Raw genomic sequence first — 25,847 nt, 5'->3', positions numbered from 1 at the left:
GCCGCGGGGCGGTGAGGTTGCCGCCCACGGCCAAGGCCTGGCAACCGCGAGCGTTGCCAATTCACTGGAAGGATACAAAACAATGAAATCCATCAAATCCCTGCCGTCCCTTGCCGCTCTCGCTTTCTGCCTGAGCGCTTCGTCCCTGGCCAGTGCGGCCACCATCACCCCGGTCGGTACCGCATTCACCGCTCCCGGCACCATCAGCGTGAGCTCGCCGGCGTCGCTGCAGGTTCCGGTGAACTGCAACGTGACCTTCAAGGGCACCACCGCTCCGGATGGTTCCTATGCCAGCATCGACAGCGTCACCGTCAGCGGCAGCAATCCGCTGTGCAACGTGCCGCAGATGACCGGCCTGCCCTGGAGGTTGACGGTTTCCAGCGTCACCAGCGGCCAGGTCGATGGCGTCGGCTTCAAGATCCTGACTTCCACCTGCGGCCCGAGCACCGTGTACGGCGCCTGGAGCAATGCCACCAACACCTTGAGCGGCAGCAACCAGCCGCTGGCCGGTAACTGCAAGATCAACAGCCTGAGCGTGAATCCGAGTCCGGCATTCACCGTGAATCCGTAATCCGGGCTTCCGCTGGCGCCTTGCGCGCCAGCGGCTTTGCGCAAGCTGCATCGCGGCGTCTTCGCAGGCCGGACCGGCCGCCCGAGCGCCAGCACCACGTTTCGCTCGCACATGCAGACCGGCCTGGGGGAGGGGATCTACCCGGACACTCGAGCAGGCCGGCCATCGTTCCCGTGTATTAGTAGTCCAACAGGGGTGAACCTTGAACAACAACAAAGATATTTCCTGCCTGTCTGCCAGAGGACCACTGCCGTTATTCTGCGCCCTGATCGTCGGTGGCCTGCTCGGCGCGCCCCAGGCGCACGCTGGTGGTTTCATGGTGCCAACCACCAACACCGCCGGTTGGGGACGCTCCATGGCGGGTGGCTCGCTGTTCCCCGACGATCCGAGCGCCGCGTTCAACAACCCGGCGGCGATGGCCTTCATCGACAAGCGCATCGCGCAACTGACAGTCAACTACGCCGACGTCGACATCAAGTACAACGGCAATGCCTACGATTACCAGGGCAACCCCATGACCGGTGGTTATCCATTCGATCCCGCAACCGGCGGACCCAGCGCCGACGCGCTGCCCACCAACGACGGTGGCCAGGCTGGCTTTGGCGCCTGGCTGCCGACCGGCTTCATGGTCATACCGATCAACGACCAACTCGTCTTCGGCCTCAGCCAGGTGGTGCCGATGGGCATGCGCAGCACCTGGGACCCGAACTGGAAGGGTCGCGATTTCGCGGTGGACACCAAGATCGAGACGGCGGGTCTGTCCGGCTCCCTGTCGTTCAAGGTGAACGAGAATTTCTCCCTGGGCGCCGGGGTCATCATCCAGCGCACTTCTGGCTTCGTCAGTCAGAACCTCGACGTCTACGCCGCGGCGGCCAACTCGCCGAATCTTGGCCTGCCGTTCCCGGCGCAGGTTTCGTCGGCGCTGATGCGGGTCAAGGTGGACAACACCTCGCCCGGCTGGTTCGCCGGGGTGGTATGGAAGCCCACGATGCGCGACAGCCTGGGCTTCGCCTATCACGCGAAGATCCGAAACAAGCTGGAAGGGCACTACAACCTTTATATCCACGATGGAGGACCGACCGATACCATCCTCGACAGCGGGCTGATCGGCGTCGCTTATCCGGGGCTCGACCTGCGGCGTGGCGCTTCGGCCTCGGCGCGGCTGGATATTCCCGCCTACGCCTCGCTGGACTGGGTGCACCAGTTCAACGACCGTTTCAGTCTTGGCGCCACTGCGACCTGGACCGAGTGGTCGTCGTTCGAGGACCTTACCCTCAAGTCCCACGGCAGCACTATCGTCTCCATCCCCTACAATTATCGGAACACCTGGACCCTGGCGCTGGGTGGCGACTACAGGTTGACCGATCAGTTCACCGTGCGCGCCGGCGTCGCCTACGACCAGACGCCTACCCATAATTCCACCCGCGATCCTCGGATCCCCGATGGCGACCGCTATTTCGCCTCGCTGGGGGCCGGCTACCGCTTCAAGTCGATGCCGGAACTGTCGATCGACGCGGCCTATTCACGGCAGTTCGTCAAGGAGGTACCGGTGAAGACGGTCAACCAGGCGGTACTCGGCGGCGGTCGTCTGGATGGCAAGGCGACCAGCAAGGGGCAAGTGTTCAGCCTGTCCGCGACCTACGATTTCTAGAACCGGGATGCGGCGAGCGGGCCTCCATCGAAAGATGGGGCTCGTTCGCTCATGTCGCACGAAGGTGGTGCCTTCGCCGCCCGCCAAAGGTGCATCGTCCGCCCGGCGCAATGGGCGTCGGGCGGCGAGCGCTCTGGCGCGGCGCGTTCTGCGGGTCGCTGAAAGTTTCACTTTTGCACCATAAAGATTCATCAATGCGTCATTTCGCACTTTCTAGGTGCCGCCTGGCTTGCTAGAGTCACGCGCAAAAAATTGTTCACAAAACTAGAAACCGGTGAGAAAAATGACGCAATCCGTCGACGCTTTCCTCGAGCGCCTGAAGCGGCGCGATCCCGATCAGCCCGAATTCCACCAGGCGGTGGAAGAGGTGCTGCGTTCCCTCTGGCCGTTCCTCGAGGCCAACCCGCACTACCTGGAAGCCGGCATCATCGAACGCATCGTCGAACCCGAGCGGGCGATCCTGTTCCGCGTACCCTGGGTCGACGACCAGGGCCGGGTACGGGTCAACCGTGGCTACCGGGTGCAGATGAGCAGCGCCATCGGCCCCTACAAGGGCGGCCTGCGCTTCCATCCCTCGGTCAACCTCGGGGTGCTGAAGTTCCTCGCCTTCGAGCAGGTCTTCAAGAACTCCCTGACCACTCTGCCCATGGGCGGGGGCAAGGGCGGCTCCGACTTCGATCCGAAGGGCAAGAGCGACGCCGAGGTGATGCGTTTCTGCCAGTCGTTCATGAGCGAGCTGTACCGCCACGTCGGTGCCGACCTGGACGTGCCGGCCGGCGACATCGGCGTCGGCGCGCGTGAGATCGGCTACCTGTTCGGCCAGTACAAGCGCCTGTCCAACCAGTTCACCTCGGTGCTGACCGGCAAGGGCCTGAGCTACGGCGGCAGCCTGATCCGCCCGGAGGCGACCGGCTTCGGCTGCGTCTACTTCGCCCAGGAAATGCTCAAGGGCCATGGTCGCGGCTTCGATGGCCAGCGGGTGGCGATCTCCGGCTCCGGCAACGTCGCCCAGTACGCGGCGCGCAAGGTCATGGAGATGGGCGGCAGGGTGATCTCGCTGTCCGATTCCGAAGGCACCCTGTATGCCGAGGCGGGCCTCACCGACGAGCAGTGGGACTACCTGATGGAGCTGAAGAACGTGCGTCGCGGGCGCATCCGCGAGATGGCCGAGCGTTTTTCCTTGCAGTTCCTCGAGCATCGTCGCCCCTGGGAGCTGGCCTGCGACATCGCGCTGCCCTGCGCGACCCAGAACGAACTGGACGCCGAGGATGCGCGGCGCCTGCTGGCCAACGGCTGCGTCTGCGTCGCCGAAGGTGCCAACATGCCCTCGACCCTGGAGGCCGTCGACCTGTTCCTCGAGGCCGGCATCCTCTACGCGCCGGGCAAGGCGTCGAATGCCGGCGGGGTGGCGGTGAGCGGCCTGGAGATGTCGCAGAACGCCATGCGCCTGCGTTGGAGCGAGGGCGAGGTGGATACCAAGCTGCACGGCATCATGCAGTCGATCCACCATGCCTGCCTGCTGTACGGCGAGGAACGGGGCCGGGTCAACTACGTGAAGGGCGCGAACATCGCCGGCTTCGTCAAGGTCGCCGACGCGATGCTGGCGCAGGGCGTGGTCTGAGGTATCGCCGTGGTTGAAAGAAACGGGGCTCGACGAGCCCCGTTTTTCGTTGCGCCGGTCATTCCGCCGGGCGTGGCGTGGTCTCGGTGCTGGCCGGCAGCAGCGGGTATTCCACCCGTGGTTGCTTGCCGCTCAGGCTGTGCAGGAAGGCCACGATGTTCTCCACGTCATCCGGCGCCAGTTGCTTGCCGAGCTGGGCGTTGCCCATGATCGCCACGGCGTCCTTGAGCTCCCAGACCTGGCCGCTGTGGAAGTACGGCGCGGTGAGTGCGACGTTGCGCAGGGGCGCGGCGCGGAACACGTACTCGTCGCTCTGGGTCTTGGTCACCGCGAAGCGGCCCTTGTCGCCGCTGGGCAGGACGCTGGCGTCGGGCTTCTTCACCAGGCCGAACGGGAAGTAGGCCTGGCCGCCCAGGTTGATGCCGTTGTGGCAGGCGCTGCAGCCACTGTCCATGAACGCCTTGAGACCTTTCTTCTGCCGCGCGTCGAGGGCGTTGTCGTCGCCCTTGAGGTACAGGTCGAAGGGCGAGTCGGGGGTTACCAGGGTCGCCTCGTAGGCTTCGATGGCCAGCGCCATGTTGTCGAAGCTGACCGGCTTGCCGGCCTTGGGGAAGGCCTTGCGGAAGGCGTCGACGTATTCCGGGATGCTGCCCAGGGTCTGTTCCACCAGTTGCGGGGTGCTGTGCATCTCCACGCTGTTCTGGACAGGGCCCTTGGCCTGTTCTCCCAGGTCCTTGGCGCGGCCGTCCCAGAACTGCGCGGCGTTGAATACCGCGTTGAACACCGTCGGTGAGTTGCGCGGGCCTTTCTGCCAGCCGTGGCCGACCGAGGTCGGCACGTTGTCGGCGCCGCCGGTGCCGACGTTGTGGCAGGTGTTGCAGCTGAGCACATGGCTGCGCGACAGGCGCGGGTCGAAGAACAGCTTCTTGCCGAGTTCGCGCTGCTGTTCGTTGATGGCCTGGCCGCGCAGTTCGGTGACCTGCTCGGGAATCGGCTTGAACAGGGCGCTGGCCTGGTCGTGCAGGGGGTCGGCATGGGCGAGGGGCATGGCGAACGACAGCAACAGGCTGCCAAGCGGGAGCAGTGACGAGGACTGCATCTTTTTTCTCCTTATCAGGTGTTACAACCGGTCCTGTGAGGAGAGGCCAGCGAAGGACGGCGAGGCTTGACGTGGATCAAGCGCGCCGGAATCGCTCCTGCGGACGGTTGTCGCAGCGCGGTTCAGCGCTCGCGGTCGCGTTGCCAGTCGGCGTCGCGGTCGTTCCAGTCACGCTGCCCCAGCCGCTGCTCATCGACAGGCTCAGGGCGCTGCGCAGGATCTGCCCGCCGCCGTCGTTGTCGTCGAGTTCGATGGGGGCGTTTCCTGGCGTTCCTTGCCCTCTCGTTCTTGCGCGGCGCTCAGCGCAGCGCATCGATGACGATCTGCCGGGAGAGCAGCCCCTGTTCCTGCAATGCCTGGAGATGTTCCAGCAGCTCTTCGCGTCGAGCCGGCGACGTGGCGTAGTCGATGGCGCCGCTGCGCCGCTCGCGCCAGGCGAACAGCAGAGGTTGCCAGGCGTCCGCGGCCAGCTCCGGGCGCGTCTGCAGCAGGTAGTCGAGTTGCTGCCAGTAAGGCTTGAGCGCGAGCAAGCGATCGGCCCGCCCGTATGCCGCGTCCTCGAGCAGATGCCGCAGGACCTCGTCCAGACGCTGCGGGCATATCCCTGGCGCGGCGCTGCGCAGGCACTGCGCGGCCTTGGCGAAGACCTTGCCGGACGGATCGCGCAGGGCCTGCAGGCAGGCGTCGGCGAGGTCCTCGGCCGGCAGCGCGGCAAGGGTGTCCAGCGCTGCGCCACGCACCTGCTGCGCGGGATGACGCAATGCCTGCCGGGCCAGCGGCGCGACCGCCTGGGCCTGGCGGTCGCGGGCCAGACCGAGCAGGCCGAGCCAGTCGGCCTTGGTCGTTGGCATCCAGGCGAGCCGTTCGGCCAGGATGGCGTCGACGTCGGTTCCGGCGGCTTTCGCCAGGTACAGCGCGAGGTTGCGCACACTGGGCGACGCATCGAGCAGCGCCCGGGCCTGGACCGCCGCAGGCAGCGGCTCGGCTCCCAGGGCCCGGTCATAGAGGTGCAGCGCCTGGGCCCGGAGGCTGGCGCCGTGGTCACGGAGTCCGCTTTCCAGCAGGCGGATCGCGCTGTCCGGCGGCAGCGCCGCGGCCTCGTGCAGGGCCTGGCGGCGCACGCTCGGATCCGGGCTGGACAGCGCCCGCTCGAGCACCTCGAACCGGCCGCTCTGTCCAGGCCGCAGCAGGACCTCCAGAAGGAAGCGCGCGCTGGCGGAGCGCTGTCGAAGCAGGGCCTCCAGGACCTGTCCACGGTGTTCCGCACCTGCCAGCAGGACGGCCAGCCGATCCAGCAGGTCGCCATGGTCGGCCCGGTTCTTCCGGCCCAGGGCAACCCACTGCGGCAGCGCGCCGAGCAGGGCCGGCACGCACTCGCTGACCAGGTAGCGTTCCAGGCCCTCCCGGGCCGCGGCGCGGACCGGACCGACCCAGTCGTTGGCCCGCTCGATCAGCGCCGCCAGCGCCTCCGCGTCGTTGCTCGCGCTGAGCCCGAGCACCGCGGCCTCGCGCACGAAGCCATTGCATGAGCGGCTGAGTTCGACCCAGTCGACGTCGTTTTCCCACAGGCGCCGTTCGACCAGCCCCAGCGCCTCGCGGCGGTGACGCTCGGTCCAGGTATCCGTGAACGGCGCCTGCCGTTGCCGCTGCAGCCAGAGTTTCAAGCGTTGCATTCTTCTCATCCTTTCACGCACACCACCTGACGCAGGGTGTGCAGCACTTCCACCAGCTCGCGCTGGGCTTCCATGACCCGGTCGATGTCCTTGTAGGCCATCGGGATCTCGTCGATCACGTCGGCGTCCTTGCGGCATTCGACGTGGGCGGTGGCGCGGATCTGGTCTTCGACGCTGAAGACCTTCTTCGCCTGGGTCCGGCTCATGGTCCGCCCGGCCCCGTGGCTGCACGAGCAGAACGCTTCCTGGTTGCCGAGGCCGCGGACGATGAAGCTCTTCGCGCCCATCGAGCCGGGGATGATGCCGAGCTGGCCCTTCTGCGCGGACACCGCGCCCTTGCGGGTGACCAGCACCTCCTGGCCGAAGTGGCGTTCCTTCTGCACGTAGTTGTGGTGGCAGTTGACCGCTTCGAGATTGGCCTCGAACGGCTTGCGGATCACCTGGCGCGCCGCCTCGATCACCGCGTGCATCATCAGCGCGCGGTTCTGCCGGGCGAAGTCCTGGGCCCAGCCGACCGCTTCCACGTAGTCGTCGAAGTGCCGGCTGCCCTCCTCGAAGTAGGCCAGGTCCTTGTCTGGCAGGTTGGCGATGTGCTGGCGCATGTCGGCCTTGGCCAGTTCGATGAACAGGTTGCCGATGGCGTTGCCGACCCCGCGCGAACCGCTGTGCAGCATGAACCAGACGCGATCGGCCTCGTCCAGGCAGACCTCGATGAAGTGGTTGCCGGTGCCGAGGGTACCCAGGTGCTGGCGGTTGTTGGTCTTCTCCAGCCGCGGGTACTTGTCGGTGATCGCCCTGAAGCGGCCGGCGAGCGCCTTCCAGGCCTGGTCGGCGGCGTCCGGCACCTCATGCCAGGCGCCGCGGTCGCGACGGCCGAAGGTCTTGCCGTGGGGCACCGCCTGCTCGATGGCGCTGCGCAGACCGTGCAGGTTGTCCGGCAGATCGGCGGCGACCAGCGAGGTCCGCGCGGCGATCATCCCGCAACCGATGTCCACGCCCACCGCCGCCGGGATGATCGCGCCGAGGGTGGGGATCACGCTGCCGATGGTCGAACCCTTGCCCAGGTGGACGTCGGGCATCACCGCCAGGTGCTTGAAGATGAACGGCATCTTCGCCGTGTTCATCAGTTGCCGGCGCGCTTCTTCCTCCACCGGGACGCCCTGGGTCCAGAGCTTGATCGGCTTGCCGCCGGCGACTTCGAGGATGTTCATGTCTTTCATCGTGCTTTCCTTGTATTCCGCGCCGTCCCTTGGCCGGTGCGGAGTCGTTCGCGGTCAGGCCTGCTTCAGCGTGACCAGCCCATTCAATACCTGGTCCAGGCCGCCGAACACCGAGATCCGGTCGATGCGTTCGGCCACCCGCTCCAGGGTTTCCAGTTCCTTCAGGCGCAGCGCGGTCGGATTTTCCTCCATCACCTTCGCCGTGTTCAGCAGCGAGCGGGTCGCCGAGGTTTCCTCGCGGCGCCGGATCACGTTGGCCTGGGCCGCCTTTTCCGCCTCCACCACCTGCGCCAGCAGGGTCTTCATCTCGCCGGGCAGGATGATGTCGCGCACGCCCAGGCCGCTCACCTCCATGCCGCTGCCTTCCAGCTTGGCGGCCAGGTGGGCGCTGACCGCTTCGTCGATCGACTGCTTGTTCTCCAGCAACTCGTCGAGCGTGCGCGTTCCCACCGCCGCCCGCAGGCCGAACTGCAGCTCGCGGTACAGATGCTCCAGTGGCTTGCTCAGTCGCGAGTACGCGGCCAGAACGTCGCTGTAGCGCCAGTTGGCGGCGAGGTTCAGGCGCAGGCTGACCTTGTCGCGGGTGAGGATCTCCTGGCCGCTGACCTCCAGCGCCTGGATACGGGTGTCGACCAGTTCCACGCCGACTTGTCGGTTGTAGCGCCAGAAACCGTATTGTCCGGCTTGCAGCAGCCCGGCCAGGGCGCCATCGACCTTCAGCACGCCGACCTGGAACGCCGGCACCTGGGCCAGCAACACCGCTTCCAGGCCCGCCAGGCTGCGACCGCGCAGGTTCGGCTGGTTCAATTGGGCGACCAGTGCGGCCGTCAGGCGATAGTCCTGCGCCAGGTCGATGCGCTCCAGTCGCTGCTCGGTCTGGCCCTTCCAGTACAGTCGACGGCTACCCGGGGCGAGCAGTTCCACCAGTACGCCGTCCTCGTAGCGCAGGCCGGCCTCGTTGTCGCCCAGGTCCATCCGGGTAAAGTAGCGCTCGACCAGTTCCGGCTCGCTCTGCCGCAGGTAACCGGCCAGGCGGTGTTCGAATTGCGGGGTGTTCAGGCTGAAGGTTTCCAGGCTCAGGCGGTCGCACGGATCGAAGCGGCGATAGGTGCCCGGTTCGAGCACGGCGAGGAAGTCGCCCTCGGCGTACAGCAGGCCACGTTCGTTCTTCTTCACGATGAAGCGCTTCAGCATTTTCATTTCTTCATTCCTTTCGTGTTTTCCGGGTGCCGGTGTTCGCCGGCCCGCCGGACCTCGCGGATGGAGTGCGGAGGAGGCGGGGGCCTGCGAACGTCCTGTCCGTATGGGCGATGTCCCTCGCTCCAGGCCTGCCCTGCTACGTGCCCGATCCGCGGGCCGGGCGGGCCGGCGGCGGCCTCGGCTCCCTTGCGTTCTCCGGCCTTCCTGGCCGCTTGCGCAGTTCGCCTCGGCCACACCGGCGGGTGTTGCCATTGAGTGATTGCCGTTAAGGCAACGTTCGAGCGGGAGTCGAACCCGCGACAGACCATTTCGTGGATGGTTGCTCTACCAGGCTGAGCTATCGAACCGCGAACCGGCATTGCCGGACTCGCGAGTGACCGTCGTTGCTGCGGGCGGCATGCACGACGCCGACACCAGGGGTGGGCTCGGGCACCGGCGGGACTGGAGTCCCGACCCGTCGGCCTGCATGGGCGATGCGGTCGAAATGGATATAGCGAGCGGCGTGCCAGGTTTTTCTCGATAAGTCTGTTTTTTATTTAACTCTTTGATTTTAAAGATTAATAAATTTTTTATTGGGATTCGTCGGCGAACTCGATGGAGAGATGCCTGGCTATTTCTATATATTTTCATATCGATCTTTATCTTGAAGGATAAGAAGTGATGAAACGCACGGTCGCCATCGGCTTCATCGGCACCACCCTCGACCGTCTCGGCAAGGGCGCGGCGCGCTGGCAAAAGTGGCGGCCGAGCATCGGCCTGTGCCAGCAGCCGGACCTGCTGATCGACCGCCTCGAACTGATCCACGGCGACGACGCCCGCGATCTCGGCCTGGCCGAGCGGATCCGCGCCGACATCGCCGCGGTGTCGCCGCACACCGAGGTGCGCCTGCAGCCGATGGCGCTGCGCAACCCCTGGGACTTCGAGGAGGTCTATGGCGCCCTGCACGATTTCGTCAGCGCCTATCCCTTCGACACCGAGCGCGAGGACTACCTGGTGCACATCACCACCGGGACCCATGTCGCGCAGATCTGCTGGTTCCTCCTTACCGAGGCGCGCTACCTGCCGGCCCGGCTGGTGCAGACCTCGCCGTCGCGGCGCAAGGACGAGGCGCGCCATCCCGAGGGCTCGGCGACGTTGATCGACCTCGACCTGTCCCGCTACGACCGCATCGCCTCGCGGTTCCGCCGTGAACAGGAGGAAAGCCTGGCTTTGCTCAAGTCGGGAATCGCCACGCGCAATGCCGCTTTCAACCGTTCCATCGAGCAGATCGAGCGGGTCGCCGTGCGTTCCCGGGCGCCAATGCTGCTGGTGGGGCCGACCGGCGCCGGCAAATCGTTCCTCGCCCGGCGCATTTACGAACTCAAGCGCAGCCGGCACCAGCTCGATGGGCGCTTCGTCGAGGTCAACTGCGCCACCTTGCGCGGCGACGGCGCGATGTCGGCACTGTTCGGCCACGTCAAGGGCGCCTTCACCGGCGCGCAGAACGCGCGCGAAGGCCTGCTGCGCGCAGCCGACGGTGGCATGCTGTTCCTCGACGAGATCGGCGAGCTGGGTGCCGACGAACAGGCGATGCTGCTCAAGGCGATCGAAGAGAAGCGCTTCTTCCCGCTGGGTTCGGACCGTGAGGTGGAGAGCGACTTCCAGCTCATCGCCGGGACCCACCGCGACTTGCGCGGACGAGTGGCCGAAGGCCTGTTCCGCGAGGACCTGTTCGCCCGCATCAACCTGTGGACCTTCGAGCTACCGGGTCTGGCCGGGCGCCGCGAGGACATCGAGCCGAACATCGACTTCGAACTGGAGCGGCACGCCCGCGAGCAGGGGCGGCAGGTGCGCTTCAACCTGGAGGCCAAGCGTCGCTACCTGGCCTTCGCCGGTTCCAGCGAAGCGCGCTGGGCCGGCAACTTCCGCGAGCTGTCGGCTTCCATCACACGGATGGCCACCCTCGCCGACAGCGGGCGGATCGACGAGGCGCTGGTCGAGGAGGAGATCCTCCGCCTGCGCCAGGCCTGGGGGCTCGATGCGGGGCGGGAGCCACTGGCTGAGCTGCTGGGGCAGCGGGTGGAGGCCCTGGATCTGTTCGACCGCCTGCAACTGCAGGCGGTGCTGGAGGTGTGCCGCGGGGCTAAGACCCTTTCCGAGGCGGGACGCCGGCTGTTCGCCGTTTCGCGCGAGGGCAAGCGCAACCCCAACGACGCCGACCGACTGCGCAAGTTCCTGGCTCGTTTCGGCCTGGATTGGGCGCAGATACGCGCCTGAACGCCACTTCGGGATATCCTGGGCACTTTTCACGGGCTCCAGGGACGATTGCCGATGAGCGAGATAATGAACCTCGAGCGGCTGCGCCAGCGCTGCGCGGCCGGCGAAAGCTTCAAATACCTGTATTTCTGGGGACATCGCCCGGCAGCGGATGACCAGGTCGGCAAGAGCTGCTTCAGCCAGTGGTACGAGGCTTCGTTCAAGCTCGGCGGGGTGCGCTATGCCAGCGCCGAGCACTACATGATGGCGGCCAAGGCACGCTTGTTCGACGACCGTAAGCTGCTCGAGCGCATCCTGGCGGCGCGCAGCCCAGGCGAGGCGAAGGCCTTGGGCCGGGAAGTCGCCGGCTTCGACGAGGCGCTATGGAGCGCCGAGCGGATGGGAATCGTGATCGAAGGCAATCTCGGCAAGTTCGGCCAGAACGCCTCGCTGAAGAAATACCTGCTGGGCACCGCCGACCGGGTGCTGGTCGAAGCCAGCCCGGTGGACGCGATCTGGGGCATCGGCCTGGCCGCCACCGATCCCCAGGCCACCGAACCGGCGGCCTGGCGCGGCCTCAACCTGCTCGGTTTCGCCCTGATGGAAGTGCGCCGGCGCCTGGCTCAGTAGTAGTACCAGCGCAGTTCCAGCTTCACCTCGTTGATCGGCTGGCTGACGTGGCTGAACGCGCGTTCGGCGCTCAGGCGCAGACCCAGGTCGCGGCCCAGTTCGACCTGCTGGCCGAAGCTCAGGCTGCGCCGCACCTCGCCGTTGTGGAAGTAGTCACCCCTGGCTTCCAGGGTCAGGTTGCCCAGCGGGTTGCGCCACAGCAGGCCGCTGTCGAAGCCCATGGCCGGGGCGATCGCGGCGGCGAAGTCGCTGTTGTTCTCGATCCGCGCGGTGCCCATGGCGTAGAGCAGCAGGTCGTCGCCGAACATCCAGCTGCCGCCGGCACCGCCATTGAGGTGGCTGACCAGGACCTCGTCGCCGTCCTCGCCCAGGACTCGCTCCAGGCCGCCGGCGACCTGCCAGGACAGCGGCTTGAGCAACTGGTTGCGCGGGGTCAGCGAGCGGATGGTGACCAGATCGAGATTCTGCAACTGCCAGCGGTTGCCCTCGTACTGGCGCAGCTTGAGCTGGCCGATCTCGATCTGCGCGCCGAGCGGGAAGCCATAGGCGTTGTCGGCGAGGTCATGGTAGGCCATGCGCAGGCCGTATTCGGCGAAGGCGCGGTCGTCGCGGCTGCCGACGCCGAGCTGCCAGGTGCGTGACTCGTGGCCGTCCTCCGGCTGGCCGGGACGTTCGACGTGCAGTTCCGGCGGTGGGTTGCGGTTGATCGCCCGTAGCAGGTTGTAGCTGCGCGAGGCGATGCCGCTGTCGCGCGCCTGGCCGGTGGCACGGTAGCGCACCAGGCGGAAGGCGGCGTCCTGAATCAGCGCCTGGCGCGGCATCGGCAGGGCCTTGAAGTCGGGAGCGTCGAGCAGGCTGTCGTCGTCCGCCAGGCGCTTGGCCCAGTCGCGCTCGGCATGGTCGAGCGGTTCGGCGCGGGCGAGCAGTTCCTTCTCGCGCGACGGCCGGTAGTCGATGCGCTCGATCAGCCTGGCGTTCTTCACCGCGCGGACGGTGTCGGTGGGGATCGCGGTAAGCGGGAACTGCTCGGTCAGCTCGATGCCCGGGCGGGCGATCTCCATCAGTTCGAGCAGGCGGAACGAACAGTTCTCGTCGAAGAAGTAGTAGTCGAAACGGACCTGCTTGAGCTCCCAGACATGCTCGACCATGCGCCCGGTCTCCTCGGGCGTCAGGTTCAGCTTGTATTCCCACAGGTCGCGGTTCTCCAGGCGGCTGTATTCGGCCAGCTTCTCCCGGTAGGGGACCAGCGCGAACAGGCCGGGATAGCCGCCCATCAGGCCTTTCCAGGCATAGAGGATGCTGTTGTCCATGCCTTCGATATAGGCGCCGAAGTTCAGCGCGTAGCTGAGCAGGGCAGTGTTGTTGCTGCTGACGTCGGCCTGGTCGATGCGCAGCAGGGTGTGGCCGAACATCGACGACGGGCTGTTCAGGTAGGCGGCGGGAAACACCAGCACGGCGCTGTGCGGGTTGATGTCGCGGTACCAGGTTTCGTATTCGCTGCACTGCGGCTGCGGCAGGTCATCGAGTTGCAGTTGCCGGCGCAGCCAGCGGGTGCGCGCCGGGTAGACGCACTGCGCGTGCTTGTCGCCAAGGCTGGGCGAGGCGTAGAGCGCCTCCAGCGTGGCCGCCAGTTCGGCTTCCGGGTGGCTCTCGCCGTCGTCGGCGAGGAAGAACCGCTCGTCGTCGACGTAGCTGCGCCAGCCGCCGAGCTTGCCGCGCTCGTAGTGACCGAGGGCGATCCAGTAGGGATCGGCGGCCAACTGCTGGAGGCGGGCTTCGGGAACGGCCGGCGCGGCCAGCAGGGGAGAACAGGCGCACAGCGCCATCCAGGGCAACAGGCGTTTCGGCATCGGCAAGGCTTAAGGCTGGGGAAAGGGGCCTGCCCGTGAACGGGCAGGCGGCGAGGCTCAGGCCTGCTCGGCGTACTTGGCCAGGCGGGCGTCCTGTTTCAGGATCGCCTGGGTATTGGCGTAGACGTCGGCGGCGGTGGCGTCGGACTTGTTGAAGATCTGCGAGAAGTGCTCGTGGGTAACGGCGGCGAAGTGCTCGCGGTCCTGCGGTTGCACGCCCAGCACCACGGCATAGGTGGTCAGCGCTTCGCCATTGCCCTTGGCCATGTCTTCGGACAGCTCGTCCATCATGCTGCCGAGCACCAGCAGCGGCTTGCCGCCATAGGACAGCGCGCCGTTGGTGTGGCAGCCGTTGGTGCCGGTGGTCATGCCGAAGGTATTGTTGCCGGAAGTGCCGTTGGTGGTCGCCGCGACCACGTGGGTGGCCACGCCGCGCTGGCCTTTGAAGAGCATGTTGCCCCAGCCGCAGCCGGCGCCGCCGGGAGCGTCGGCGAAGGCATTGAAGGAGGCGGCGGCGAACAGGGTACCGAGCAGAATCCGTTTCATCGTTTGTTCTCTCTTGAGGTGGATCGAAGCCATCTGGAGCGGGCCAGCGACGCCGTGAGCTTTTCGGAATGCCACCGGGGTGTCAAGGCACCGAATGGGTGGCAGCGCGCAATGCCGGGCGAAAATTGACCGGCGTCAGCGGCAATCCGCCTGGAAGCGTCCAGACTTGAGAAAGTCCTGGTCGGTCTGAGCGAAGCCGGCCTTGGTCAGCCGTTCCTCATGCAGGAGGTGGATATGAGCGCTTTCGACCCCGCGACTGCCCTGGAAACCCTGGCGACCGAGTACGCGGCACGCGCCGCGGCGATCCGCCGGGACCTGGCGCGCAGCCATTCGCCGGATTTCGCCGAGCAGGCGGTGCAGCGGCAGAACGACGAAGTGCTCGAAGGCCTGCTCGCCGAGGCGGAGGCGGGGATGCGTCAGGTCGGCCTTGCCCGCCTGCGCCTGGCGGAAGGTCGCTACGGCGAGTGCGAGCGCTGCGGCGAGGCCATCGAACCGGCGCGCCTGGCCGCCCTGCCAGCGGCGGAATACTGCCTGCGCTGCGCCGACCTGGCACATCGGTGAGATAGCGCCATCGGCGCCTTGTCAGTGGCGCGAGGCTGGGGGGAGAATGCGGGCGACGACACCCCGCGGCAACCTGCCGCCCGATGCAAGGATTCCCGATGCCCGATTCCGTCGCTGCCGGCCTGCGCCTGGCGCCAGAAGAACTGACCCGTCCCTTCGCTCCCGAGCAATTCGCCTTCGACACCACCGACGACCTGGAGCCCTTCCGCGGCGTGCTGGGCCAGGAGCGGGCGGTCGAGGCGCTGCAGTTCGGGGTGGCGATGCCGCGGCCGGGTTACAACGTATTCGTCATGGGCGAACCGGGGACCGGACGCTTCTCCTTCGTCAAGCGCTACCTGCAGGCCGAGGGCAAGCGCGTCGCCACGCCCTCCGACTGGGTCTACCTGAACAATTTCGACGAGCCGCGCGAACCTCGGGTGATCGAGCTGCCGCCGGGCAGCGCGACCGAATTTAGCGCCGACATCGACCGTCTGATCGACAACCTGATGTCGACCTTCCCGGCGGTCTTCGAGCATCCGGCCTACCAGCAGAAGAAGAACGCCGTCGACCGCGCTTTCAACCAGCGCTACGACCGCGCCCTGGACTCGGTGGAGCGGCGCGCCCTGGAGAAGGACGTGGCGCTGTACCGCGACAGCGCCAACGTCGCCTTCACCCCGATGAAGGACGGCAAGGCCCTCGACGAGGCCGAATTCGCCCAGTTGCCGGAGGCCGAGCGCGAGCGCTTCCACAAGGACATCGCCGCCCTCGAGGAATACCTCAACGAGGAGCTGGCGAGCCTGCCGCAGTGGAAGCGCGAATCGAGCAACCAGTTGCGCGAGCTCAACGAGGAAACCATCACCCTGGCCCTGCAGCCGCTGCTGGCGCCTCTGGTGGAGAAGTACAACAACAACCCGGGCGTTTGCGCCTACCTGCAGGCGATGCAACTGAACCTGCTGAAGACCGTGGTCGACCAACTGGTCGACGACAGCCGCACCGACGCCCAGCGCAAGCAGGGGCTGATCGAGCAGTACGCGCCGAACCAGGCCATCGTCCACCATGCGACCAGCGGCGCACCGGTGGTGTTCGAGTCGCACCCGACCTACGACAACCTGTTCGGCCGCATCGAGTACAGCTCCGACCAGGGTGCGCTCTACACCAGCTACCGGCAGTTGCGTCCGGGTGCGCTGCACCGGGCCAACGGCGGCTTCCTGATCCTGGAAGCGGAAAAGATGCTCGGCGAGCCGTTCGTCTGGGACGCGCTGAAGCGCGCCCTGCAGTCGCGCCAGTTGAAGATGGAGTCGCCGCTGGCCGAACTCGGCCGCCTGGCCGCGGTCTCGCTGACGCCGCAGGTGATCCCGCTGCAACTGAAGGTGATCATCATCGGCTCGCGGCAGATCTACTACACCCTTCAGGACCTCGACCCGGACTTCCAGGAGATGTTCCGCGTGCTGGTCGACTTCGACGAAGACATCCCGCTGGGCGAGGACAGCCTCGAGCAGTTCGCCCAGTTGCTCAAGACGCGCACCTCGGAAGAGGGCATGGCGCCGCTCAGCGGCGCGGCGGTGGCCCGCCTGGCGACCTACAGCGCGCGCCTGGCCGAGCACCAGGGACGGCTCTCGGCGCGGATCGGCGACCTGTTCCAACTGGTCAGCGAAGCCGATTTCATCCGCCAGCTGGCGAACGAGGAGGTGATCCAGCTCGGCCATATCGAGCGTGCCCTCAAGGCCAAGCAGACCCGCACCGGCCGGGTGTCGGCGCGGATCCTCGATGACATGCTGGCGGGGATCATCCTGATCGACACCGCCGGCGCCGCGGTCGGCAAGTGCAACGGCCTGACCGTGCTGGAAGTCGGTGATTCGGTGTTCGGCGTACCGGCGCGGATTTCCGCCACCGTCTATCCGGGCAGCAGCGGCATCGTCGACATCGAGCGCGAGGTCAACCTCGGCCAGCCGATCCACTCCAAGGGCGTGATGATCCTTACCGGCTACCTGGGTAGCCGCTACGCCCAGGAATTCCCCCTGGAAATCTCCGCCAGCATCGCCCTGGAACAGTCCTACGGCTACGTGGACGGCGACAGCGCCTCGCTGGGCGAGGTCTGCACGCTGATCTCGGCGCTGTCGCGGACGCCGCTGAAGCAGTGCTTCGCCATTACCGGCTCGATCAACCAGTTCGGCGAGGTGCAGGCAGTGGGCGGGGTCAACGAGAAGATCGAAGGCTTCTTCCGCCTCTGCGAGGCCCGTGGCTTGACCGGCGAGCAGGGCGTGATCATCCCGCGCGCCAACGTCACCACCCTGATGCTCGACGAGCGCGTGCTGCAGGCGGTACGCGCCGGGCAGTTCCATGTCTACGCGGTGCGCGAGGTGGACGAGGCGCTGGCGCTGCTGGTGGGCAAGCCGGTCGGTGCCCAGGACGAGAAGGGACGCTTCCCGAAAGACAGCGTGAATGACCTGGTGGTGGCGCGTTTGCAGGAAATCTCCGAACTCGGCATGGAAGAGGACGACAAGGAAAAGGACAAGCCGGTGGAGAAGGAGGCCCTCGCCCCGAAGGACAAGGCCGCGGCGAAGAAGGACTGAGCCTGGCGCGCTGTCGGAACCTGTCGAGGGCGGGGCTGGAAAGCCCCGCCCTCGTGCGTTTCAGCCCTGTGGACAAGTTCCCGCCGGCGCTATGCGGAACCTGGCGGCAGGTGTAGGCTCAAAACTGGGAACCCCCGTGAGGATGCCGCCATGCCGCGTAACCTCTGCCTCATCCGCCCCTGCCTGGGGTTGACCACGCGAATCGAATGCGTGGTCAGGCCGCTGGCCGGAGAGAACGGACTCTGGACCCTGCTTTGCGCCGCCGGCATGTCCGGCTCCCAGCCTTCGGCGATCAAGGCCCAGGGCCCCTTCCACGGACCGCTGGTGGCCGAAGGGGTGTTGCAGGCGATTGCCGACTGCCTGGCCCAGCAAGGCTATATCGAAGCCGTCGATCCGCCGATCTGGCGCCTGCACCTGCAGGGCGAGCTGCGCCGGCTCAACGGCGAACGCACGCCCCATGTCGGTGACTACCTGTTCCGACCGGAGTCCTGAGGCGGCGCCTGGGCAAAGCCTGAGCAATCCGGCCAAGGCCGCGTGCCATCATCGCTGGCGGGATTCATCCCGGCTCGGTGCACATATTTATCCACAGATTTTCTGGATAAAAACCGCAAGCTGCTGCGCTATACTCGCCAGCCATTTTCCCTGCACATACACACAAGAGACCATGGAACGCTTTTTCGAAAACGCCATGTACGCCTCGCGCTGGCTGCTGGCTCCGATCTACATGGGCCTGTCCCTGGCGCTGCTGGCGCTGACCATCAAGTTCTTCCAGGAAATATTCCACGTCATCCCGAACATCTTCGCGATGGCCGAGGCCGACCTGATCCTGGTCCTGCTCTCGCTGATCGACATGGCGCTGGTCGGCGGCCTGCTGGTGATGGTGATGATCTCCGGCTACGAGAACTTCGTTTCGCAACTGGACATCGACGAAGGCAAGGAGAAACTCAACTGGCTGGGCAAGATGGACTCCGGCTCGCTGAAGAACAAGGTGGCCGCCTCCATCGTGGCGATCTCCTCGATCCACCTGTTGCGCATCTTCATGGACGCGAAGAACGTGCCGGACAACAAGCTGATGTGGTACGTGATCATCCACATGACCTTCGTGCTCTCGGCCTTCGCCATGGGCTATCTGGATAAGCAGACCCGTCACTGAGGGCCCTGTCCAGCGCTTCGCTCGTGCCGCCCGGCCGCTGCAAAACGGACGGGCGGCGCTGTTTCGGGCTTGCGTCGAGCCGTGCCTGGGCAAGACTTCCAGTGTTGTCGGGCGGACGCCGGGAGCGGGCGTCCTTCGCGTCGTCGGGGCCAGGTGTCCGGACGATGCCGGGAGTCGGGCCGGCGCTGCCGGGACCGAGGCGGTTGGCGGAATCCGGGAGGCTTCCGCTGCCCGCGCAACCTCGAGAGGTTCGCGATGAACATGCAGGATCTCGCCGGCCGGGTCCAGGCCGGACATATCGACGCCTTGCACCTGGTGTCGCTGGAGGGCGGCATCTATGTCCTGGAGGCGCAGATGGGCGACCGCGCCTATCCGGTGGAGGACGATCTCGGCCAGCCGGTCAGCCTGCGCTCCGTGGAGCATGCGCGCCAGGTACTGCGCGGGCTGAACAGGGTTCCGGTGGAGTTGGTGTGCGCCGATGTCGATGACGAGATGTGTGGACTCCTGGCCGAGTCGGGTTCGTTTATCGGCGGGCTGCCGCTGTCGATCCGCCAGGGTTGAGCACAAGCGGCTGCGCCGGTAGGGGGGAAGGGCCTTCTGTGCTAGGCTGGCCGCCCTTTTTCGACCCCACAGCGGAGCAGCGCCATGAGCGAACTCAACCTGACCACTGACGAAGCCCGTGTCAGCTACGGCATCGGCCGTCAACTGGGCGACCAACTGCGCGAGAATCCGGTTCCGGGCATGACCCTGGACGCAGTCCTGGCCGGCCTGTCCGATGCGTTCGCAGGTATCGACAGCCGGGTTTCCGGCGAGGCGCTGTCGGCCAGCTTCCAGGTGATCCGCGAGCGCATGCAGGCCGAAGCCCAGGCCAAGGCCGAAGCCGCCGCTGGCGAAGGCCGTGCCTACCTGGCCGAGAACGCCAGGCGCGAAGGCGTCACCGTGCTGCCGTCCGGCCTGCAGTTCGAAGTGCTGAGCACTGGCGAGGGCGCCAAGCCTTCCCGCGAGGATACCGTGCGCACCCACTACCACGGCACCCTGATCGACGGCACCGTATTCGACAGCTCCTACCAGCGCGGCCAGCCGGCCGAGTTCCCGGTGGGTGGCGTGATCGCCGGCTGGGTCGAAGCGCTGCAACTGATGAACGCCGGCTCCAAGTGGCGCCTGCACGTACCGAGCGAACTGGCCTATGGCGGCCAGGCCGTCGGCAGCATTCCCCCGCACAGCGTGCTGGTGTTCGACGTCGAACTGCTGGAAATCCTCTGAGGCGCATCGGCCCCAGGAAGGAGCGAAACGCCCCGTCGACGCATCGACGGGGCGTTTTTCATTGCGGCATCAGTAGCGGGCATCCAGCGGACGCTTGTCCTTCGGCCAGTCCTTGATCTTGTCCGGGAAGTCCGGGCGCGGCTGGTGCGAAAAGTACTCCGCGACGTCCACTGCGTCCTGGTCGCTGAGGCCGCCCTGGCCGAGCGGGAAGCGTTCCTGGAAGCCGATCGGCATGTTGTGCTTGACGAAGGCGGCAGCGGTGAAGGTCCGCGCCATGCCGGCGCCGATATTGAACGACTGTTCGCCCCACAGCGGCGGGAAGAGCATCTCCCCGGCGGCGTTGCGCAGGCCTTCGCCGTTCTCGCCGTGGCACACCGCGCATTGCTGCGCATAGACCCTGCGACCGTTTTCCGGGTCGGGCCTGAGCGCCGGGTCGACCTTGCCGACGCCGCGTCCGGCGACCTTGTCCTCCGGTCGGGTGTTGTTCTTCATCCAGTCGAAATAGGCCACCATCGCCTGCATGTCGGCCGATTCCGGCGGCAGCGGCTTGCCGTTCATCGAACGGCGGAAGCAGCCGTTGATGCGTTCCTCCAGGTCGATGACCTTGCCCGCCCGTGGCGCGTAGCCGGGGAAGAACGCCGAGACGCCGACGAAGGGCGAGCCGTCGGCGACGGTCCCGGCGTTCAGGTGGCAGCTGGTGCAGTTGAGCTGGTTGCCGACGTTGTCCGGCAACAGTTCGCGGGTTTCCAGATGCAGGCGCATGCCGCGCACCACCTGTTCGGCGTTCGGCGCAGCGAGCATGTCCGCCAGGCGCGGGGAGACGAACGCGCCGCTCGGGCCGCTGCCGGCTTCGACCTGCCGCCGCAGTTTGTTCACCTGGCCGGCGTCGATCGCCGAGCCATGGTTGCCCCAGCTGCCGCGGACGAAGCTGAGGATCTCGGCGATCTCGCGATCCTCCAGCTGGGCGAACCCGGGCATGGTGTAGACCCGCGAATGAGTGGCGGTTTCCGCGGTCTTCCAGCCGGTGAGGGTGATGTGCAGCAGGGTGCTCGGATTGGCGGAGGCGACGGTGGGGTTGCCGGCCAGCGGCGGGAACATGCCCGGCACGCCGCTACCGTCCTTGCGGTGGCAATCGGAACAGAACTGCGCGTAGCCGAGGCCGCCGCGCGAGCTGTAGAGGTCGTCCGGAGTGGTCGGCGGGCGTTCGCTGGCGGGCATCGGCAGGTCGTCCTTGCCGGCCGGCAGGGATTTCAGGTAGCTGGCGATGGCCACCAGGTCGTCGTCGCTGAAGTGCTGGGTGCTGTGGTGGATCACGTCGGTCATGCTGCCGGATACCGTGGCGAAGCGGTTCTGCCCGGTCTTCAGCAGTTGCACGGTGTCCTCCACCGTCCACAGGTTGCGCAGGCTCAGCGCCTGCCATTGCTCGACGGTCTCGCCGGCGAGGTAGAGCTGCCCGGAGCGGCCCGCGTCGCTCATGGCCTTTTCCTGGAAGGCGATGCCGCGCGGAGTATGGCAGGCGCCGCAGTGGCCGAGGCCCTGCACCAGGTAGGCGCCGCGGTTGATCATCGGGTCCGCGTCGCTGGAGGGGGTGAACGGTGTGTCGTCGAGGAACGCCCAGTTCCACAGCGCCAGGCCCCAGCGCTGGTTGAACGGCCAGCTCATCGCGCTCGGCGTGTTCGCCCGGTTGACCGGCTGTACGCCATGCATCAGGTAGGCGTATAGCGCGCGCATGTCATCTTCGCTGACCTTGGCGTAGGACGGATAGGGCATCGCCGGATAGAGGTTCTCGCCTGCGGCGCTGACGCCCTTGCGCATGGCGCGGTCGAACTGTTCGAAGCTGTAGCGGCCGATGCCCGTCTCCGGGTCGGGGGTGATGTTGGTCGAGTAGATGGTGCCCATCGGCGTCTTCAGCTCCAGGCCGCCGGCCATCGGTGCGCCTTGCGGGGCGGTGTGGCAGGCGACGCAGTCGCCGAGCTGGGCCACGTAGCGGCCTTTTTCGATCAGTGCGGCGTCCGTGGCCGGTTCGCTGGCATGAAGCAGGGGAACGATGGAGCACAGCGCGCCGAGCAAGCCGAGGCGCGGGAAAGAAGCAGGCATTTCCTCATCCTTAGGCGTAGGCCTGGGGTGGTCCCCTCGGCCACGGTCCATTCTTTTTTTCGTTGTGCGGCCGTCGAAGGCTCGACGGTTGTGCCGCTGTTGTAGCGGCTTTCGGAGGAGGGCTGCTTGATATGGATCAGGCGGGGGTTCGCTGTGGCGATCTGTACCCGAGGCCGGGGTGCTCAGGCGATCCGGGAAAGGCGGGGAAAGTAACTCCGGGAAGGCCGTCCGTGACCTTCCCGGAACCGTCCGGAGGCGCCTTTGCCTCCGTTCGTGCGATCCGCCTCCCGGGCAGCGGCGCACGGATGACGCGTCCTGGCGTCATCGCAAGAGTCAGCGCAGGGCGCGGGCGTAGCAGAAGAGGAACAGGTTGCGCACCAGTTCCTTGAGGATCAGCGGTTCGCTCGAGTTCAGTTCGTGCAGATCCAGGCCGCCCTGGTCACGCAGTTCGTCCAGCGCATCTTCTTCCAGGACGGCGCAGATTTCCCCGGTTTCCCGGTGCAGGATCCGCAGGTAGGGGTGTGGCCGATCAAGCCAGGCATCGATCAAATAAGTCATGGCGCTCATCTCCGTGACAAGACTGTGAGATGAGAATAATTCTTATTATCGTAATAGCAAGTCTTGATCGTGCCTTTCGTCGCAAAACGAAAACGCCGCCGTGAAAACGGCGGCGTTCGTCACAGCCCGGCGGTGGCTCAGTGGGTGCGGGCGACCGCGAATTCGCTGAGTTCGACCAGGGCGGCGCGGTACTCGTTGTCCGGCAGGCTTTCCAGGCAGGCGATGGCGCGCGCCGCGTAGTCGCGGGCCAGGTTGGCGGTGTAGTCCAGGGCGCCAGCGGCCTCGACGGCCGCGCAGACACTCTCCAGGTCCTGGCTGCCGCCTTGCTGGATGGCCTTGCGCACCAGCGCCGCCTGTTCCTCGGTACCGTCGCGCATGGTGACGATCAGCGGCAGGGTCGGTTTGCCCTCGGCGAGGTCGTCGCCGACGTTCTTGCCCAGGGTGGCGGCGTCGCCGCGGTAGTCGAGCAGGTCGTCGACCAGCTGGAAGGCGATTCCCAGGTAGTCGCCGAAGCGGCGCAGCGCCTCGGCCTGTTCCTCGCCGGCCCGGCACAGCGCGGCGGCGCTATGGGTCGAGGCCTCGAAGAGCATCGCGGTCTTGCCGCGGATGACTTCCATGTAGGTCTCTTCTGTGGTGCTGGCGTCGCGCACCTTGGACAGTTGCAGCACTTCGCCCTCGGCGATCACCCGGGTGGCCTGGGAGATGATGCGCATGACCGGCATTGAGCCGAGTTCGACCATCATTTCGAAGGAGCGGGCATAGAGGAAATCGCCCACCAGCACGCTCGGCGCGTTGCCCCACAGGGCGTTGGCGGTGGAGCGGCCGCGGCGCAGGCCGGAGGCGTCGACCACGTCGTCGTGGAGCAGGGTGGAGGTGTGCAGGAACTCGATGGTGGCCGCCAGCAGGCACAGATCGTCGCCCTTGTAGCCCAGGGTCTTGCCGGCGAGCAGGACCAGCAGCGGGCGCAGGCGCTTGCCACCGGCGGAGATGATGTAGTCGCCGATCTTTTCCACCAGGGGAACGCGAGAGGTGAGTTGGCGACGGATGATCCCGTCGACGGCGGTGAAATCTTCCGCCACCACGCGGTAGAAGGCCTGGGGTTGCATCAGTGACAATAGCTCCACAAAGATTGCGCGGCATGCTAGGTGGCAGGGGGGGGGCTGTCAAGGAAAGGCCCGGGACACTTGCCTCGGCCTGGACCTTTCCGTACAATCGCGGGCCCTGAACTTCCTTGGCATACCCTGCCTTACGCAATTGCACGGGCGTCCCATCCGACCCCATGCAGCCATGCCGGCCGATTCCTACTTCTATAAAGCGTCGGGTGAGCAGGTTTAACGGAGATACACATGTACGCAGTGATTGTTACCGGTGGCAAGCAGCACAAAGTCACCGAAGGCGAATTCCTCAAGGTCGAGAAGCTCGACATCGCCACCGGCGAAGCGATCGATTTCGACCGCGTTCTGCTGGTCGCCAATGGCGACGACGTGAAAATCGGCCTGCCGGTCGTCGAAGGTGCCAAGGTTACCGCCGAGGTGGTTTCCCATGGTCGTCACGACAAGGTCCGCATCATCAAGTTCCGCCGTCGTAAGCACCACATGAAGCGTCAGGGCCACCGCCAGTGGTTCACTGAAATCAAGATCACCGGCATTCAGGCCTAATTCCTTTCTGGAGGATATGACTCATGGCACACAAAAAAGCTGGCGGTTCCACCCGCAACGGCCGCGACTCAGAAAGTAAACGCCTTGGCGTGAAACTGTTCGGCGGCCAGGCTGTCAAGGCTGGCAACATCCTCGTTCGCCAGCGCGGCACCAAGTTCCACGCCGGTTACGGCGTTGGCCTGGGCAAGGATCACACCCTCTTCGCGAAAGTGGACGGCGTGGTCAAGTTTGAGACCAAAGGCGCCTTTGGTCGCAAATACGTGAGCATCGTTGCTGCCTAAGCAATAGCTCGCTGAAAAAGCCCTGTCTCGCGACGGGGCTTTTTTGTTTCTGCGCCGGCTTCCGGCCATGCCCTGCCTTCGGGGCATCCTGTATCCTATGTTTTTTCTGTTAACCCGCCCCTGTGGTGGGAGGCATATCCATGAAATTCGTCGATGAAGTATCAATCCACGTGAAAGCCGGTGACGGCGGTAATGGCCTCATGAGCTTTCGCCGCGAGAAGTTCATCGAAAAAGGCGGTCCCAACGGCGGCGACGGTGGCGACGGCGGCTCCATCTATCTGGAAGCCGACGTCAACCTGAACACCCTGGTCGACTATCGCTACACCCGCCGTTTCGATGCCCAGCGCGGCGAGAACGGCGGCAGCAAGGACTGCACCGGGGCCAAGGGCGACGACCTGGTCCTGCCGGTGCCGGTGGGTACCACCGTGATCGATGCCAATACCCAGGAAATCATCGGCGACCTGACCGAGCCCGGGCAGCGCCTGATGGTCGCCCAGGGTGGCTGGCACGGCCTCGGCAACACCCGCTTCAAGTCCAGTACCAACCGGGCGCCGCGCCAGACCACGCCGGGCAAGCCGGGCGAGGCGCGCGACCTCAAGCTGGAACTGAAAGTGCTGGCCGACGTCGGTCTGCTGGGCTTGCCGAATGCTGGCAAAAGCACCTTCATCCGCGCGGTTTCCGCGGCCAAGCCGAAGGTCGCCGACTACCCGTTCACCACCTTGGTGCCGAACCTCGGGGTGGTCAGCGTCGGTCGCTACAAGAGCTTCGTGGTCGCCGATATTCCTGGCCTGATCGAGGGTGCCGCCGAAGGCGCAGGGCTGGGCATCCGCTTCCTCAAGCACTTGGCGCGCACCCGCATCCTCCTGCACCTGGTGGACATGGCGCCGCTGGATGAAAGCGATCCGGCCGACGCCGCCGAGGTCATCGTCCGCGAACTGGGGAGATTCAGTCCGGCATTGACCGAGCGTGAGCGTTGGCTGGTGCTGAACAAGATGGACCAGATCCTCGACCCCGCCGAGCGCGACGCGCGCAAGCAGGCGGTGATCGAGCGGCTGGGCTGGGAAGGTCCGGTCTACGTGATCTCCGCGCTGGAGCGCGATGGTACCGAGGCGCTCAGCCAGGACATCATGCGCTACCTCGACGAGCGCACCCTGCGCCTGGAGGAGGATCCGCAGTATGCCGAGGAACTGGCCGAGCTCGACCAGCGCATCGAGGACGAGGCGCGGGCCCGCCTGCAGGCACTGGACGATGCGCGCGCGTTGCGCCGTTCCGGCCTGAAGAACGCCGGCGCGGCGGATGACGACGATTTCGATGATGAGGAAGACGACGGCGACGGACCGGAGATCTTCTACGTTCCCTGATGACGAGATACCCCGCCGGGCGGGCCGGTGGGGCTGAAGAGTCGAAGCCTGGGCTTCTAAGGTTGAG

General features: G+C 66.1%; 23 protein-coding genes, 1 tRNA gene and 1 pseudogene. 14 read left to right on the top strand and 11 right to left on the bottom strand.

Going from position 1 to position 25,847, the window contains the following annotated elements; genetic code table 11:
• Positions 1-82 precede the first annotated feature (82 nt).
• The 3 genes from praA (at position 83) to gdhA (ending at position 3,843) form a co-directional block, all read left to right on the top strand.
• Positions 83-571, top strand: a complete 489-nt coding sequence (praA, locus tag PSPA7_RS24945) for an alkane oxidation protein activator PraA (RefSeq protein ID WP_003154394.1) — start codon at positions 83-85, stop codon at positions 569-571.
• A gap of 247 nt (positions 572-818) precedes the next feature.
• On the top strand, positions 819-2,222 hold the full coding sequence (locus PSPA7_RS24940; RefSeq protein WP_033999465.1) for an outer membrane protein transport protein: 1,404 nt from the start codon (positions 819-821) through the stop codon (positions 2,220-2,222).
• A gap of 283 nt (positions 2,223-2,505) precedes the next feature.
• Positions 2,506-3,843 (top strand): NADP-specific glutamate dehydrogenase, encoded by a 1,338-nt coding sequence (gdhA, locus tag PSPA7_RS24935; protein ID WP_003154391.1) that lies wholly within the window; start codon positions 2,506-2,508, stop codon positions 3,841-3,843.
• A 58-nt stretch (positions 3,844-3,901) separates the two neighbouring features.
• On the opposite strand, the gene ccpA is transcribed toward gdhA, so the two are convergent.
• The 6 genes and pseudogenes from ccpA to PSPA7_RS24910 form a co-directional block, all read right to left on the bottom strand.
• On the bottom strand, positions 3,902-4,942 hold the full coding sequence (gene ccpA / locus PSPA7_RS24930) for a cytochrome-c peroxidase CcpA (RefSeq protein WP_003154390.1): 1,041 nt from the start codon (positions 4,940-4,942) through the stop codon (positions 3,902-3,904).
• A 181-nt stretch (positions 4,943-5,123) separates the two neighbouring features.
• Positions 5,124-5,255 (bottom strand): annotated as a pseudogene (locus PSPA7_RS32750) (hypothetical protein); the annotation flags it as partial.
• Positions 5,242-6,615, bottom strand: a complete 1,374-nt coding sequence (locus tag PSPA7_RS24925) for a hypothetical protein (protein WP_012077329.1) — start codon at positions 6,613-6,615, stop codon at positions 5,242-5,244. The gene PSPA7_RS24925 and the pseudogene PSPA7_RS32750, both read right to left, overlap by 14 nt.
• Positions 6,616-6,620: 5 nt before the next feature.
• Positions 6,621-7,835: an RtcB family protein gene (locus tag PSPA7_RS24920; RefSeq protein ID WP_003154386.1), complete on the bottom strand. Its 1,215-nt coding sequence runs from the start codon at positions 7,833-7,835 to the stop codon at positions 6,621-6,623.
• Between the two features lie 54 nt (positions 7,836-7,889).
• Positions 7,890-9,035 carry a slipin family protein gene (locus PSPA7_RS24915; protein WP_012077328.1) on the bottom strand — a complete coding sequence of 382 codons (1,146 nt, stop codon included), beginning with the start codon at positions 9,033-9,035 and terminating at the stop codon, positions 7,890-7,892.
• Positions 9,036-9,308: 273 nt separating this feature from the next.
• Positions 9,309-9,382 (bottom strand) — tRNA-Arg (locus PSPA7_RS24910).
• 313 nt (positions 9,383-9,695) lie between these two features.
• Here PSPA7_RS24910 and rtcR point away from each other — a divergent pair.
• A complete protein-coding gene (gene rtcR / locus PSPA7_RS24905; protein WP_041025410.1) occupies positions 9,696-11,291 on the top strand; it encodes an RNA repair transcriptional activator RtcR in 1,596 nt (531 codons plus the stop codon).
• Positions 11,292-11,345: 54 nt separating this feature from the next.
• The gene (gene ybiA, locus PSPA7_RS24900) at positions 11,346-11,900 is read left to right on the top strand and encodes a riboflavin biosynthesis intermediates N-glycosidase (protein WP_033999455.1); all 555 of its coding nucleotides are present in this window, start codon (positions 11,346-11,348) and stop codon (positions 11,898-11,900) included.
• Here ybiA and PSPA7_RS24895 read toward each other — a convergent pair.
• A complete protein-coding gene (locus tag PSPA7_RS24895; protein ID WP_012077324.1) occupies positions 11,894-13,750 on the bottom strand; it encodes an Lnb N-terminal periplasmic domain-containing protein in 1,857 nt (618 codons plus the stop codon). The genes ybiA and PSPA7_RS24895 overlap by 7 nt on opposite strands.
• Positions 13,751-13,807: 57 nt before the next feature.
• Positions 13,808-14,296: a DUF3015 domain-containing protein gene (locus PSPA7_RS24890; protein WP_003154378.1), complete on the bottom strand. Its 489-nt coding sequence runs from the start codon at positions 14,294-14,296 to the stop codon at positions 13,808-13,810.
• A 234-nt stretch (positions 14,297-14,530) separates the two neighbouring features.
• Here PSPA7_RS24890 and PSPA7_RS24885 point away from each other — a divergent pair, with 234 nt between their 5' ends.
• From PSPA7_RS24885 to bamJ, 6 genes are all read left to right on the top strand, one after another.
• Positions 14,531-14,857, top strand: a complete 327-nt coding sequence (locus tag PSPA7_RS24885) for a TraR/DksA family transcriptional regulator (protein ID WP_012077323.1) — start codon at positions 14,531-14,533, stop codon at positions 14,855-14,857.
• Between the two features lie 98 nt (positions 14,858-14,955).
• Positions 14,956-17,409, top strand: a complete 2,454-nt coding sequence (locus tag PSPA7_RS24880; RefSeq protein WP_012077322.1) for a Lon protease family protein — start codon at positions 14,956-14,958, stop codon at positions 17,407-17,409.
• Positions 17,410-17,559: 150 nt separating this feature from the next.
• Complete coding sequence (locus PSPA7_RS24875; RefSeq protein WP_041025409.1) at positions 17,560-17,901, top strand: PA4575 family protein; 342 nt, start codon at positions 17,560-17,562, stop codon at positions 17,899-17,901.
• Positions 17,902-18,073: 172 nt separating this feature from the next.
• Positions 18,074-18,562 (top strand): TIGR00645 family protein, encoded by a 489-nt coding sequence (locus PSPA7_RS24870; RefSeq protein WP_003111135.1) that lies wholly within the window; start codon positions 18,074-18,076, stop codon positions 18,560-18,562.
• 255 nt (positions 18,563-18,817) lie between these two features.
• Positions 18,818-19,123: a DUF6482 family protein gene (locus tag PSPA7_RS24865; RefSeq protein WP_003161426.1), complete on the top strand. Its 306-nt coding sequence runs from the start codon at positions 18,818-18,820 to the stop codon at positions 19,121-19,123.
• 84 nt (positions 19,124-19,207) lie between these two features.
• The gene (gene bamJ, locus PSPA7_RS24860) at positions 19,208-19,825 is read left to right on the top strand and encodes a BamJ family beta-barrel-assembly machinery protein (protein WP_012077320.1); all 618 of its coding nucleotides are present in this window, start codon (positions 19,208-19,210) and stop codon (positions 19,823-19,825) included.
• A 69-nt stretch (positions 19,826-19,894) separates the two neighbouring features.
• Here bamJ and PSPA7_RS24855 read toward each other — a convergent pair whose 3' ends face one another.
• The 3 genes from PSPA7_RS24855 to PSPA7_RS24845 form a co-directional block, all read right to left on the bottom strand.
• The gene (locus tag PSPA7_RS24855) at positions 19,895-21,922 is read right to left on the bottom strand and encodes a c-type cytochrome (RefSeq protein ID WP_012077319.1); all 2,028 of its coding nucleotides are present in this window, start codon (positions 21,920-21,922) and stop codon (positions 19,895-19,897) included.
• A 333-nt stretch (positions 21,923-22,255) separates the two neighbouring features.
• Entirely contained in the window at positions 22,256-22,480 is a 225-nt protein-coding gene (locus tag PSPA7_RS24850; RefSeq protein WP_003094765.1) for a PA4570 family protein, read from the bottom strand.
• A 137-nt stretch (positions 22,481-22,617) separates the two neighbouring features.
• The gene (locus tag PSPA7_RS24845) at positions 22,618-23,586 is read right to left on the bottom strand and encodes a polyprenyl synthetase family protein (protein WP_003154366.1); all 969 of its coding nucleotides are present in this window, start codon (positions 23,584-23,586) and stop codon (positions 22,618-22,620) included.
• Positions 23,587-23,826: 240 nt separating this feature from the next.
• Between PSPA7_RS24845 and rplU the strand changes: the two genes are divergently transcribed.
• The 3 genes from rplU to cgtA all read left to right on the top strand — a co-directional run bounded on the left by rplU (position 23,827) and on the right by cgtA (position 25,780).
• Entirely contained in the window at positions 23,827-24,138 is a 312-nt protein-coding gene (gene rplU / locus PSPA7_RS24840) for a 50S ribosomal protein L21 (protein ID WP_003154364.1), read from the top strand.
• Positions 24,139-24,161: 23 nt separating this feature from the next.
• Positions 24,162-24,419 carry a 50S ribosomal protein L27 gene (gene rpmA / locus PSPA7_RS24835; RefSeq protein ID WP_003094760.1) on the top strand — a complete coding sequence of 86 codons (258 nt, stop codon included), beginning with the start codon at positions 24,162-24,164 and terminating at the stop codon, positions 24,417-24,419.
• A 140-nt stretch (positions 24,420-24,559) separates the two neighbouring features.
• Entirely contained in the window at positions 24,560-25,780 is a 1,221-nt protein-coding gene (gene cgtA / locus PSPA7_RS24830) for an Obg family GTPase CgtA (protein WP_012077318.1), read from the top strand.
• The last annotated feature ends 67 nt before the right edge of the window (positions 25,781-25,847 follow it).

The sequence above is a fragment of the Pseudomonas paraeruginosa PA7 genome, assembly GCF_000017205.1.
In the GTDB taxonomy this organism is placed as follows: domain Bacteria; phylum Pseudomonadota; class Gammaproteobacteria; order Pseudomonadales; family Pseudomonadaceae; genus Pseudomonas; species Pseudomonas paraeruginosa.
This window is presented reverse-complemented; position numbering and strand designations above follow the sequence as displayed.